The sequence below is a fragment of the Ancalomicrobiaceae bacterium S20 genome, from assembly GCA_040269895.1.
Taxonomy (GTDB): domain Bacteria; phylum Pseudomonadota; class Alphaproteobacteria; order Rhizobiales; family Ancalomicrobiaceae; genus Methyloraptor; species Methyloraptor flagellatus.
The window spans coordinates 1,050,861-1,062,579 of record CP158568.1 but is presented as its reverse complement, the minus strand read 5'-3'; the positions used below and the strand labels follow the sequence as shown (position 1 = coordinate 1,062,579).

Here is an 11,719-nt window from a genome sequence, read left to right as displayed (position 1 = left end):
TTGTCGTGCGACCGGTTCGCATTTGATACCGGGAGCCGGCCCGGCACTAGCCCGTAATCATCCCATTTGCCGGGTTTGCCGGCTTCCGTTGCAGCGGAAACACGCCTAGGAGCGCGTCCAGCGCGAGCTCGGCAGCATTTTCCGTCGCCAAGCTCAGGCTGGCGGCCTCGTCGGCTTTACCCCGCCCCCCCCCGCTCCGCGCGCCTTCAGCCCCACCAGGCTTCCGGCGCGAAGGTTCCGGCGGCGTCCTCGATCACCTGCGCGACCTGGAACAGCGTCTCCTCCTCGAACGGCCGGCCGATCAGCTGCAGGCCGAGCGGCAGCCCTTTCGGGTCGAGCCCGCCCGGCACCGCGATGCCCGGCAGGCCGGCCATGTTCACGGTCACGGTGAAGATGTCGAGCAGGTACATTTCGACCGGATCGCCGCCCGACTTCTCGCCGATGCCGAAGGCCGCCGACGGAGTAGCCGGCGTCAGGATCGCATCGACGCCGGCGTGGAAGGCCAGATCGAAGTCGCGCTTGATCAGCGTGCGCACCTTCTGGGCGCGGACGTAATAAGCGTCATAGTAGCCGGCCGACAGGACGTAGGTGCCGATCATGATGCGCCGGCGCACCTCGTCGCCGAAGCCTGCGGCGCGCGTGCGCTCATAGGTGTCGACGATGTCGTCGCCCGGCACGCGCAGGCCGTACCGGATACCGTCGTAGCGCGCGAGGTTCGACGACGCCTCGGCCGGTGCGACGATGTAGTAGGCCGGCAGGGCGTATTTGGTGTGCGGCAGCGAGATCTCGCGGATCTCGGCGCCGGCCGCCTTCAGCCACGCGATGCCATCGGCCCAGAGCTTCTCGATCTCGGCCGGCATGCCATCGACGCGGTATTCCTTCGGAATGCCGATCACCTTGCCCTTGATCGACTTGCCGACCGCGGCCTCGTAGTCCGGCACCGGCAGGTCGACCGAGGTCGTGTCCTTCGGATCGACCGAGGCGAACGACTTCAAGAGGATCGCCGCATCGCGGACGGTGCGCGCGAACGGGCCGGCCTGGTCGAGCGACGAGGCGAAGGCGACGATGCCCCAGCGCGAGCAGCGGCCATAGGTCGGCTTGATGCCCACGGTGCCGGTGAAAGCCGCCGGCTGGCGGATCGAGCCGCCTGTGTCGGTGCCGGTCGCGCCCGCGCAGAGCCGCGCCGCGACCGCGGCCGACGAACCGCCCGACGAGCCGCCCGGCACGAGCGGGGTCGGATCGATCGATCCATCGTCGCCCTTGCGGCGCCAGGGGTTGGTCACCGGACCGAAGGCGCTGGTCTCGTTCGACGAGCCCATGGCGAACTCGTCATTGTTGAGCTTGCCGAGCATGACGGCGCCGTCGTTCCAGAGGTTCGACGTGACGGTCGACTCATAGGGCGGCACGAAGTTGCCGAGGATCTTCGAACAGGCGGTCGTGCGCACGCCCTCGGTCGCGAACAGGTCCTTGACGCCGAGCGGGATGCCCTCGAGCGGCCGTGCCTCGCCCTTGGCGAGGCGATCGTCGGAGGCCGCCGCCATGGCGCGCGCCTTCTCGGGCGTCTCCAGCACATAGGCGTTCAGCGAACGCGCCTTCTCCATGGCGCCGAGATAGGCCTCGGTCAGTTCGGCGGCCTTGAAGGTCTTGGCCTTGAGGCCGTCGCGGGCCTCGGCGATGGAGAGCTTCGTGAGATCGGTCACGGCGGAAATCCCGGATCAGGAGAGCGTTGGCGTGCGAAACGGAGCGGCGGCGTGGATGCGCCTCACTCGACGACCTTCGGCACGACGAAGAAATGGTCCTCGGTCATCGGCGCATTGGCGACAACCTTGTCGGCGATGAAACCGTCGTTGACGACGTCGTCGCGCTTCTTCATCGCGATCGGCACGACCGAGGTCATCGGTTCGACGCCGGAGACGTCGATCTCGCCCAGTTGCTCGACGAAGCCGAGGATCGAATTGAGCTCGCCTTCGAGCTTCGCCGCCTCCTCCTCCGTGACCTTGATACGGGCGAGATGGGCGACGCGGACGACGGTCGAGCGATCGACGGACATGGAGGGCTGATCCCGTTCGATGAGAAGGCGGAAAGCGCGGGTGAGCGGGCGCGAACGACCGCAACCCGTTCGGTCCGCCTTCTAGCACCGCGCTTCGCGCGGGCGCAAGGAACGGGGCTTCGCGCGGGCGCAAGGAACGGGGCTTCGCGCGGGCGCAAGGAACGGGGCTTCGCGCGGGCGCAAGGAACGGGGCTTCGCGCGGGCGCAAGGAACGGGGCTTCGCGCGGGCGCAAGGAACGGGCTTCGCGCGGGCGCAAGGAACGGCGTTTGGCCCCGAGGCAACGAACCGGCGCTTCGCGGCGCCGGCGTTCAGCCGATCTCGACCGTCCCGCCCGGCGCCGGTGCGTGAACCGCGACGCCCGAGCCTTCCATCGCCGCGACGAAGGCGTCGGGCGTCTGGTCGAGCAGGCCGAAGGTCATGTAGTGACACGGGACGACGTCGGTGAACTTGAAGAACCGTCGCGCGGCGAGCGCGGCCGACTTCGCGCCCATGGTGAACCGGTCGCCGATCGGCAGGATGCCGATTGTCGGCTGGTAGAGCTCGGCGATCAGCGCCATGTCGCCGAAGATGTCGGTGTCGCCGGCGTAATAGAGCGTCGGCTGGCCCGGCGCGGCGATGACGATGCCGTGCGGATTGCCGAGATAAGCGAAGGTGCCGTCGCCGTTCGACTTGGCCGAGGAATGATGCGCGGTCGTCAGCGACACCTTGAAGGCGCCGAGATCGACCGTGCCGCCCGAGTTCATCGGATTGATCGCCTCGATGCCATTGGAATTGGCGAACATCGCGATCTCCCAGTTCGCCGTCACCGTCGCGCCCGAGGCGCGCGCAAGCGGCAGGAGATCGCCGATATGATCGTCGTGGCCATGGCTGACGATGATGTGGTCGAGCCCGGCGGCCGCCTCCTCGATCGTGACCGGCGCCTTCGGATTGCCGTTCAGGAACGGGTCGAGCAGGATCTCGACCTTGCCCTTGTCGTTCTCGGCCGGGATCTCGATGCGGAAGGTCGAATGGCCATACCAGGTGATCTTCATCTCGGGCGCTTCCTCGTCCACGGGCCTAGTAGCCGACAATAGTCCCGAGATTCGGCCCGTTGAAAAGAGGGTCGTTCGGTCGGCTGGGCGTGTCGGCGACATGTGATATGCTCAGCCGGCAATATTGTTCGACGAGGTTTTTCGATGTCGCAATCGGCCCTGCCGTATCCCTGGTCATGGTGGACGCTCAATCTGCCGGACAACGTCCAGAGCATCGCGCCCATGACGAACTGGGGCCAGATCACGCAGGTCAGCTACCAGGGCAATCCGGCGATCGAGAAGCGCGTGACCGAGCAGGTCGCGAGCTTCGGCAAGCAACTCGGCATCATCTCGGAAGCGGTGCTGACCATCGCGCGCCGGCTCGACGGCGTCGAGCACGAGCCGGAGATCCAGCGCCTGATCGAACTCGCCCGTCAGGTCGACAAGGTTAAGGCCGAGAGCCGCCAGGAGGTCGAAGCGCGCATGCTCGAGGAGATGAGCTTCGTCGCCGAGCTGGACGAGGGCGAGGCCGAGATGCTGGTCAGCCGCCTCGCCAAGGTGATCAACGAGGTCCGCCGCAAGAAGAAGCGCGTCGCGGTGAAGCCGTGACCGCACACGCCGCCGCGACGCGCCTTCCCGGCCGCGCGTCCCCGGTGTAAGGACGGCCATGGCCAAAGACACCGCGATCACCCTCGCCGAACTCGCCGAACGGCTGCCGCCCGCCGCGCGCCTGATCGGCCTCGACCTCGGCACCAAGACCATCGGCCTCGCCCTCTCCGACCTCGGTCGGCGCATCGCGACGCCTTTGGAGACGATCCGGCGCGTGAAGTTCAAGGCCGATGCCGAAGCGCTCTTGAAGATCTGCGCCAAACACGAGATCGCGGCGCTGGTCATCGGCCTGCCGCTCAACATGGACGGCTCCGAAGGCCCGCGCGTCCAGGCGACGCGCGCCTTCGTGCGCAATCTGGAGCCCCTGTCGAACCTGCCGATCGTCTACTGGGACGAGCGCCTGTCGACCGCCGCGGTGACCCGCACGCTGCTCGATGCCGATGCGAGCCGCGCCCGCCGCGCCGAGGTCGTCGACAAGATGGCCGCCGCCTACATCCTGCAAGGCGTGCTCGACCGCATGCAGGGCATGGCGCGGGCCGCCGCGGCCGAAGGCGTGCTCGGCTCGGCGGACACGGCCGGCACGCGCGACTGAACAAAGCCTCGCAGTCGATTGAAGAGGCTTAGTTTCACATCAGCAGGCTGACCCGCCCTTGGCCCTGCCGCTCGAGCCGGCCGGCGAGGTCGAGTTCGAGCAGCACATATTGCACCGCGCCGGGCGACAGCCCGGTCGCGCGGATGATCTCGTCGACCGCCGTCGGGGTCGGCCCGAGCGCCTCGATCACCAGGCGCCGCGCCGCATCGGTCGGCTCGCCGGAAAAATCCAGATCGTCGCGCGCCGGCTCCTCCGCCTCCGGCAGCGCGAAGCGCTCGCCGATCAAGGGCGCCAGTGCCTCGACCACGTGATCGGGCTTGGTCACCAGGGTCGCGCCTTCGCGGATCAGGTCGTTGGCACCTTCCGCACGCGGATCGAGCGGCGACCCCGGCACCGCGAACACTTCGCGGCCCTGCTCGGCGGCGAAGCGCGCCGTGTGCAGCGAGCCCGAGCGCGCGGCGGCCTCGACCACCACGACGCCGAGCGACAGCCCGGAGATCAGCCGATTGCGGCGCGGAAAGTCGCGGGCGCGCGGCTCCCAGCCGAACGGCATTTCGGAGACGAGCGCCCCGTGTGCCTCGCGGATCCGGCGGGCGAGATCGATGTTCTCCGGCGGATAGAGCCGGTCGAGCCCGCCGGCGAGCACGGCGATCGTGCCCGTATCGATCGAACCTTCATGCGCGGCCGCATCGATCCCGCGCGCGAGCCCCGACACGACAACGAAGCCGGCCGACCCGAGCCCGCGCGCGAACTGCCCGGCGATCTTGCGCCCGGAGATCGAGGCGTTGCGTGCCCCGACGATGCCGATGCCCGGCCGGACCAGCACGCCCTCGCCGCCCGCCACCGCGATGATCGGCGGCGGTCCCTCGATCCGGCGCAGGAGCGGCGGAAACGTCGGCTCGCCGAGCGCCACGAACCGCGCGCCCGCAGCCTCGGCGGCGGCGAGTTCGCGATCGATCTCGGCATCGGTCGCGATCCGCACCCGCCGCTGCGCCCCGCCCCGCCGGGCGAGATCCGGCAAGGCGTCGAGCGCCGCACTGGCAGCGCCGAAGTGGTTGATCAGCTGGCGGAATGTGACAGGCCCGACGTTCTCGGAGCGGATCAGCTTCAGCCACGCCCGCCGTTGTCCCTCGGAGAGCGCGACACCCCCGGGCTCGACGTCGGCAAAGCGGATCTCCATGCGGATCTGGTCCTGGTTCGGCGGCCTCGCCCGATCGACCGGGCAGCAGAATTACAACCGAATGGGATCACGCTCGCCGAAAGATTGCAAATCTTTTCTCCGCGTCAGTTCCGACCGGCCCGGCCGCGGCAGCGAAGGCATTCGGCCAGACATGCGCGAAAGACTGACATTCCTGGCCTGACTCCGATCGACCACGCGCGCATGCTCACTGCAGTGGCGCGGCGAACCAACACCGCGTGCGATTGCACATCCTCGGATTGAATGCAGGGTGATCAGGTTGCAGGCGAAAGCAGCCGCGGTCCGCCAGGGGAGCGCATTCGGGGGATGGGCCGCCCGAACCGAGGCGACGGCCTCGCCTGCAAACCGGAGGTGAAGGCGATGCGGCTGAGACCGTTCGCAATCACGTTTGAAGTGAAAAGGACCCGGACGTCCTGGCAAGTAACCGTCCGGATCCAGATCATCTAGCAACAAACGAGAGGCGGGCGCGAGCTCGCCTCTCACTCCGGAATATAGCACGGCAACCGACGGTTTCCAGTCCGCTCAGCCCTTGGCGCCGCCGATCTTCGGTTCTGTGCCGGCGAGCAGCCGCTCGATATTCGGCCTATGGCGGATGAACACAAGCGCCGCGAGCAGCGCCAGGACGATGGCGGTCGGACCGTTGGCATAGCCGGACAGGAACGCGCCGGCGGGCACGACCACGCTCGCGGTCAGCGCCGACAACGACGAGATCCGGAACAGGAAGGCCATCGCCAACCAGACGAGGCAGAAGGCGACGGCAAACGGCCACCAGAGCCCGAGCAGCACGCCGATGTAGGTCGCGACGCCTTTGCCGCCCTTGAAGCCGAGCCAGACCGGGAAGGTGTGGCCGAGGAAGGCGCCGACCGCTGCGACCAGCGCCGCCGTCTCGCCGCCGAGCCATCGCGCGATCAGCACCGCTGCCGTGCCCTTCAGCGCGTCGGCGACGAGCGTCGCGACCGCGAGGCTCTTGCGGCCGGTGCGCAGCACATTGGTCGCGCCGATATTGCCCGAGCCGATTGCGCGGATGTCGCCGAGGCCGGCGAGCCGTGTGATCAGCAGGCCGAATGGGATCGAGCCGAGCAGGTAGCCGACAGCCGCCAGCACGGCGATGCCCGGCGTGGTCGCGAAAAAGCCCGTCAGCGTCTCCGGCATGTCCCCTCCCCGTTCTGCCCCCGACAAGGGGTTCAGCCGAACACGGTCCGGCCGCCGACCAGCGTGTGCAGCACGCGACCGGAGAAGCGGCCGTCCTCGAACGGCGTGTTCTTGGACCGCGACTTCAGCGCATGGCGATCGAGAATCCAAGCCTCGTCCGGGTCGATCAGCACGAGATCGGCCGGCGCGCCGGCAGCCAGCGTGCCCGCCTCGAGGCCGAGGCGGCGGGCCGGACGGGTCGACAGCGCATCGATCATGCGCAGCCACGACACCCGGCCGTCGTGGACGAGCCGCAGCGCCGCCGGCAGCAGGGTCTCCAGGCCGACCGCCCCGTCGGCGGCTTCCGCGAACGGATGCCGCTTGGTCTCGACGTCCTGCGGATCGTGGCTCGACACGACGATGTCGATCGTGCCGTCGGCGAGCCCCTCGATCACGGCCTGGCGGTCGTCCTCGGCGCGCAGCGGCGGCGAGAACTTCAGGAACGACCGGTAGGTGCCGATATCGAGCTCGTTCAGCGACAGATGCGCGATCGAGATGCCGGCCGTAACGTCGAGCCCGCTCGCCTTGGCGGCGCGGATGATCTCGACCGAGTCCGATGTCGAGATCTGCGCGGCGTGATAGCGCCCCTTGGCGAGCGCCACGAGACGCATGTCGCGCTCGAGCATGATCGTCTCGGCCTCGCGCGGGATGCCCGGCAAGCCGAGCCGCGTCGCAAATTCGCCTTCGGTCGCGACGCCCGCACCCGCGAGCGAGGGATCCTCCACATGCTGGACGATCAGCGCCTCGAAGTCGCGGCCATAGGCGAGCGCCCGGCGCATCACGAGGCTCGAGGCGACCGACTTCCGCCCGTCGGTGAAGGCGACCGCGCCCGCCTCGGCGAGCAGGCCGATCTCGACCGTCTCCTCGCCGGCGAGCCCCTTGGTCAGCGCCGCCATCGGATGGACGCGGACCGCCGCCTCTTCGCGCGCCCGGCGCAGCACGAAATCGACCAGCGCCGGATCGTCGATCACCGGATCCGTGTCCGGCATGGTGATGATGGTGGTGACGCCGCCCGCCGCCGCCGCGCGGCTCGCGGAGGCGAAGGTCTCGCGATGCTCGTGGCCCGGCTCGCCGACGAAGACGCGCATGTCGACGAGGCCGGGAATGACCACCTTGCCGCGCGCATCGACGATCTCGGCGCCGTCCGGGGCGCCCTGGTTCAGCGCCTCCGGTCCGGCGGCGAGGATGCGCCCGTCCGAGACCAGCACAGCGCCGGTCGCATCGAGCCCGCGCGCCGGATCGATGATCCGCGCGCCGGAAAACAGGATCGGCCGCGCCGCGGCGCCGCGTGGGTCGAGGGTCGTCGGAGCGGTCATCGGCGTTCCCGTCACGCGTTGGGCAGATGTTCGGCGAGCGCCTCGAGCACCGCCATGCGCACGGCGACGCCCATTTCGACCTGTTCGGCGATCAGGCTCTGCGGGCCGTCGGCGACCTCGGGGTCGATCTCGACGCCGCGGTTCATCGGCCCCGGATGCATGACGAGCGCATCCGGCTTGGCATAGCCGAGCTTCTCCTGGTCGAGGCCCCAATAGCGGAAATACTCGCGCACCGACGGTACGAACGAGCCGTTCATGCGCTCGCGCTGCAGCCGCAGCATCATGACGATGTCCGCGTCGCGCAGGCCCTCGCGCATGGTCTTGTGCACGGTGACGCCGAGCCGGTCGATGCCCTTCGGCATCAGCGTTGAGGGCCCGACCACGCGCACCTCGGCGCCGAGCGCGTTGAGCAGCAGGATGTTCGAGCGGGCGACGCGCGAATGCAGCACGTCGCCGCAGATCGCGACCACGAGACCGCGGATGTCGCCCTTGTGACGGCGGATGGTCAGCGCGTCGAGCAGCGCCTGGGTCGGATGCTCGTGCGCGCCGTCGCCGGCGTTGATCACCGAGCAGGACACTTTCCGCGCCAGGAGATGCACCGCGCCGGCGGCGTGGTGACGCACGACCAGAATGTCCGGGCGCATGGCGTTCAGCGTCTGCGCCGTGTCGATCAGCGTCTCGCCCTTCTTCACCGAGGACGAGGCGACCGACATGTTCATGACGTCGGCACCGAGCCGCTTGCCGGCGATCTCGAAGGAGGATTGCGTCCGGGTGGACGCCTCGAAGAACAGGTTGATCTGCGTGCGACCACGCAGAACGTTCTTCTTTTTCTCGACCTGCCGGGAAACGAGCACCTCTTCCTCGGCCTTGTCGAGCAGGTCGAGGATGTCCGAGGGCGCAAGGCCCTCGATCCCGAGGAGGTGCTTATGGCGGAAGGCCGGCACGGCCGCGTGTCGATCGCTGGTCATCGAGGCCGATCCAATAGGTGGAGTCGGGGGCCGGGGCAAGAAGTTGCTCGCGACGAGCGACCGCTTCTCTTCGACACCGCGACTGAAAATGCCGCTCCCCCGAGCGCGGCCGGAGCTGTGACGGGCGTGTTATATTGCGTCGCGAGGCGAATCGGGAGGCGGAAATGACGGCGACGACGTTCGAGACCCACGAGGTCGTGAACCAGCCACCGCCGCAGCCCTCCGTCAATCTCTATGAATCCGACCCGATCCTGATCGGCGCGCTCGAAGGCGTGCTCGACTCGACCGTCGAGGTCGCGCTCGGCGATTACGGCAAGTTCTGGGGCTCGGCCGAGGCGCGCGAACTCGGCCGCATGGCCAACCTGCACGGCCCGGCGCTGAAGCCGACCGACCCGTTCGGCCACCGCGTCGATCAGGTCGAGTTTCATCCCGCCTATCATGCGCTGGTCCGTCGCGGCGCGACCGCCGGCCTCGCCGTCTCGCTGTGGGACGAGGAGGACGAGACCGAGAAGAAGCGGCGCCACGCCTTGCGCGCCGCGCGGCTGATGATGGCGGCGCAGTCGGAATGCGGTCACCTGTTCCAACTGTCGTCAACCTCGGCCGCGCTGTCGGTGCTGACCGCGGCCGGCGACATCGGCACGGAATGGCTCGCCCGGGCCCTGCCGCGCCGCTACGACCACCGCTTCGCCCCCGCCGCCGACAAGGCCGGCATCACCATCGGCCTCGGCATCACCGAGAAACAGGGCACGCTGCCCTTCATCGAGCCGAGCACGCGCGCGACCCGTGACGAGGAGACGGCCGGCTGGACGCTGACCGGCCACAAGTGGTTCCTGTCGGCGCCGCAGTCCGACGCGTTCCTGGTCACCGCCCATGCGCCGGAGGGCGCCTCGCTGTTCCTGGTGCCGCGGCTCCGCGCCGACGGCAGCGTCAACGCGATCCGTTTCGTCCGCCTGAAGGACAAGCTCGGCAACCGCTCGAGCGCGACCGTCGAGGCCGAGTTCGCCGACGCCGAGGCCATCGTGGTCGGCACGCTCGGCACCGGCAACGAGGGCCTGGCGACCATTCTCCAGCACGTGCGCTTCGACGCCGCCGCCATGGCGGTCGGCGTCATGCGCGGTGCGCTGGCTCAGGCCGTCCATCACGCCCGCCACCGCGCCATCGCCGGCGAGCACCTGCTCGACCAGCCGCTGATGGCGCGCGTGCTCGCCGACATGACGCTCGACGTCGCCGCCGCGACCGCACTGACCATCCGCATCGCCCATGCCATGGACAAGGCCGCCGAGGACGACGGCGAGGCCGCTTATGCGCGGCTCGTGATTCCGGCGGCGAAATACTGGATCACCAAGACCGCCATTGCGGTCTCGGCCGAAGCGCTGGAGGCGGTCGGCGGCAACGGCTACGTCGAGGATCACGATCTCGCCCGCCCCTATCGCGACGCCCCCGGCTGGGCGCTCTGGGGCGGCCCCGGCAATGTGCTGGCGCTCGACGTGCTGAAGACGGTCGAGGATGGCGCGGAGGCGTTCGACGCCGCGGTCGGCGAGATCGCCGTCGATCTCGACCGGCAAGCGAGCACCTCCGCCGACCTGATCCGCGAGGCGGCCCAGGCCTGCATCGCCGATCAGGGCTCGGCGCGTATCCTGGTCGAACAGATCGCGCTGACGGCCGCCGCTGCGGCACTGCACCGCTTCGCGCCGCGCCCGATCACCGACGCCTTCGTCGACACGCGCCTGTCCGGCCCGTGGCGAGCGAGCTACGGCATGCTGGATGCCCGCTTCGACGCACGCGGCATCGTCGACTACGCCTTCCCGGCGAGCTGACCCCGCGCCGGCTCGAGAGCCTCCGGCGCAACCTGCTCTAGCACCCGCACCGGCCGGTCATGTCGCCGACCGGCAGGCGAGCCGGACCACCGCCGCACCGGCGACGCCGACCAGCAGGCCAGGCACCAGTGCGCGGCGGCCGAGGCCGCCGGTAGCGGCGTGGCCGTTGACGATCACCATCGCCAGTTCCGCCGCCACCAGCATGGCGACGACGACAAGGACATGGGCAACCCAGCGATCCGGATCGATGGCGGCGGCGAGCGCCAAGCCGAAGAACAGCGGGATCGCGACCGGTTGCGCCTCGGCGCCGCTGACTTCCAGAACGATGGTCAGGAGTGCCGTCGCGCCGGCGACGGCATAGGCCCCCGCTCGACGGCGGTCGGTTCGTTCGAACATGGAACGGCTCCTCGATTCCGTCCCATGATCGACCGACAATCTGTCGCGGTCACGGCAGACGACGGCCGCAACACGACAGCAACATGGCCGAGACCGGACTCGCGGAGCGTGCAACATCACATTTCGATGAGGACCGGGTGCGTTGCGAGCGGGAGCGGCGCCGATAGCCCGCGGACAGGCGACGCGCGAACGGCGCCGGGCGATGCGCGAACCGCGCCGGGCGATGCGCGAACCGCGCCGGGCGATGCGACGAGCAGGACGGCTCGAAATGGCGTTGGAGACTGCGCTCGCGGGCCACGCTCGGGCGGCTCAATCACCACTCGACGACCGGGCCCGTCCCTCAGGCGCGACCGCCCGGCTCGCGACGATAGGTGCCGGTCTCGGCCGCGGCCTCCTGCCGCGCCATGTCGAGCAGATAGGCGATGAACGGCAGCCCGGTGCGATGCGCCATGTCGCGCAACTCCGCCGTGGCCTGCTCGATATACATCGCGGCGTCGGCGGCCTTCATCGGCTGTTTGACAGGAGCCACGGACATCCAAGCCTCGACGGTTCGATCCCAAACCCTGAGCCA

Annotated in this window: 12 protein-coding genes; 3 read left to right on the top strand and 9 right to left on the bottom strand. The window is 69.2% G+C overall.

The annotated features are described in order from the left end of the window. Nucleotides 1–206: 206 nt before the first annotated feature. From gatA to ABS361_05145, 3 genes are all read right to left on the bottom strand, one after another. Nucleotides 207–1,700, bottom strand: coding sequence for an Asp-tRNA(Asn)/Glu-tRNA(Gln) amidotransferase subunit GatA (gene gatA, locus ABS361_05155; GenBank protein ID XBY45663.1), 1,494 nt, complete (start codon nucleotides 1,698–1,700; stop codon nucleotides 207–209). A 62-nt stretch (nucleotides 1,701–1,762) separates the two neighbouring features. Further along, nucleotides 1,763–2,050 (bottom strand): Asp-tRNA(Asn)/Glu-tRNA(Gln) amidotransferase subunit GatC, encoded by a 288-nt coding sequence (gatC, locus tag ABS361_05150; GenBank protein ID XBY45662.1) that lies wholly within the window; start codon nucleotides 2,048–2,050, stop codon nucleotides 1,763–1,765. Between the two features lie 309 nt (nucleotides 2,051–2,359). Beyond that, complete coding sequence (locus ABS361_05145) at nucleotides 2,360–3,082, bottom strand: metal-dependent hydrolase (GenBank protein XBY45661.1); 723 nt, start codon at nucleotides 3,080–3,082, stop codon at nucleotides 2,360–2,362. A gap of 144 nt (nucleotides 3,083–3,226) precedes the next feature. Between ABS361_05145 and ABS361_05140 the strand changes: the two genes are divergently transcribed. Together ABS361_05140 and ruvX are read left to right on the top strand one after the other, a co-directional pair. Further along, the gene (locus ABS361_05140; protein ID XBY45660.1) at nucleotides 3,227–3,670 is read left to right on the top strand and encodes a hypothetical protein; all 444 of its coding nucleotides are present in this window, start codon (nucleotides 3,227–3,229) and stop codon (nucleotides 3,668–3,670) included. Between the two features lie 58 nt (nucleotides 3,671–3,728). Continuing rightward, a complete protein-coding gene (gene ruvX / locus ABS361_05135; GenBank protein XBY45659.1) occupies nucleotides 3,729–4,262 on the top strand; it encodes a Holliday junction resolvase RuvX in 534 nt (177 codons plus the stop codon). A 34-nt stretch (nucleotides 4,263–4,296) separates the two neighbouring features. On the opposite strand, the gene dprA is transcribed toward ruvX, so the two are convergent. The 4 genes from dprA to ABS361_05115 form a co-directional block, all read right to left on the bottom strand. Continuing rightward, entirely contained in the window at nucleotides 4,297–5,442 is a 1,146-nt protein-coding gene (gene dprA / locus ABS361_05130; protein ID XBY45658.1) for a DNA-processing protein DprA, read from the bottom strand. Between the two features lie 540 nt (nucleotides 5,443–5,982). Beyond that, on the bottom strand, nucleotides 5,983–6,612 hold the full coding sequence (gene plsY, locus ABS361_05125) for a glycerol-3-phosphate 1-O-acyltransferase PlsY (GenBank protein ID XBY45657.1): 630 nt from the start codon (nucleotides 6,610–6,612) through the stop codon (nucleotides 5,983–5,985). A gap of 32 nt (nucleotides 6,613–6,644) precedes the next feature. Then, nucleotides 6,645–7,967, bottom strand: coding sequence for a dihydroorotase (locus ABS361_05120; GenBank protein ID XBY45656.1), 1,323 nt, complete (start codon nucleotides 7,965–7,967; stop codon nucleotides 6,645–6,647). Between the two features lie 11 nt (nucleotides 7,968–7,978). After that, on the bottom strand, nucleotides 7,979–8,935 hold the full coding sequence (locus ABS361_05115; GenBank protein XBY45655.1) for an aspartate carbamoyltransferase catalytic subunit: 957 nt from the start codon (nucleotides 8,933–8,935) through the stop codon (nucleotides 7,979–7,981). Nucleotides 8,936–9,099: 164 nt separating this feature from the next. Here ABS361_05115 and ABS361_05110 point away from each other — a divergent pair, with 164 nt between their 5' ends. Further along, nucleotides 9,100–10,752 carry an acyl-CoA dehydrogenase family protein gene (locus ABS361_05110; protein ID XBY45654.1) on the top strand — a complete coding sequence of 551 codons (1,653 nt, stop codon included), beginning with the start codon at nucleotides 9,100–9,102 and terminating at the stop codon, nucleotides 10,750–10,752. Between the two features lie 57 nt (nucleotides 10,753–10,809). Here ABS361_05110 and ABS361_05105 read toward each other — a convergent pair whose 3' ends face one another. Continuing rightward, nucleotides 10,810–11,148, bottom strand: a complete 339-nt coding sequence (locus tag ABS361_05105) for a hypothetical protein (GenBank protein XBY45653.1) — start codon at nucleotides 11,146–11,148, stop codon at nucleotides 10,810–10,812. 340 nt (nucleotides 11,149–11,488) lie between these two features. Then, entirely contained in the window at nucleotides 11,489–11,683 is a 195-nt protein-coding gene (locus ABS361_05100; GenBank protein ID XBY45652.1) for a hypothetical protein, read from the bottom strand. Between the last annotated feature and the right edge of the window lie 36 nt (nucleotides 11,684–11,719).

Excerpts from the sequence above, each read along its gene's own strand:
- gatC (XBY45662.1), bottom strand. The coding sequence starts at position 2,050 with ATGTCCGTCGATCGCTCGACCGTCGTCCGCGTCGCCCATCTCGCCCGT.
- ABS361_05145 (XBY45661.1), bottom strand. The coding sequence starts at position 3,082 with ATGAAGATCACCTGGTATGGCCATTCGACCTTCCGCATCGAGATCCCG.
- ABS361_05140 (XBY45660.1), top strand. The coding sequence starts at position 3,227 with ATGTCGCAATCGGCCCTGCCGTATCCCTGGTCATGGTGGACGCTCAAT.
- ruvX (XBY45659.1), top strand. The coding sequence starts at position 3,729 with ATGGCCAAAGACACCGCGATCACCCTCGCCGAACTCGCCGAACGGCTG.
- dprA (XBY45658.1), bottom strand. The coding sequence starts at position 5,442 with ATGGAGATCCGCTTTGCCGACGTCGAGCCCGGGGGTGTCGCGCTCTCC.
- plsY (XBY45657.1), bottom strand. The coding sequence starts at position 6,612 with ATGCCGGAGACGCTGACGGGCTTTTTCGCGACCACGCCGGGCATCGCC.
- ABS361_05120 (XBY45656.1), bottom strand. The coding sequence starts at position 7,967 with ATGACCGCTCCGACGACCCTCGACCCACGCGGCGCCGCGGCGCGGCCG.
- ABS361_05115 (XBY45655.1), bottom strand. The coding sequence starts at position 8,935 with ATGACCAGCGATCGACACGCGGCCGTGCCGGCCTTCCGCCATAAGCAC.
- ABS361_05110 (XBY45654.1), top strand. The coding sequence starts at position 9,100 with ATGACGGCGACGACGTTCGAGACCCACGAGGTCGTGAACCAGCCACCG.
- ABS361_05105 (XBY45653.1), bottom strand. The coding sequence starts at position 11,148 with ATGTTCGAACGAACCGACCGCCGTCGAGCGGGGGCCTATGCCGTCGCC.
- ABS361_05100 (XBY45652.1), bottom strand. The coding sequence starts at position 11,683 with ATGTCCGTGGCTCCTGTCAAACAGCCGATGAAGGCCGCCGACGCCGCG.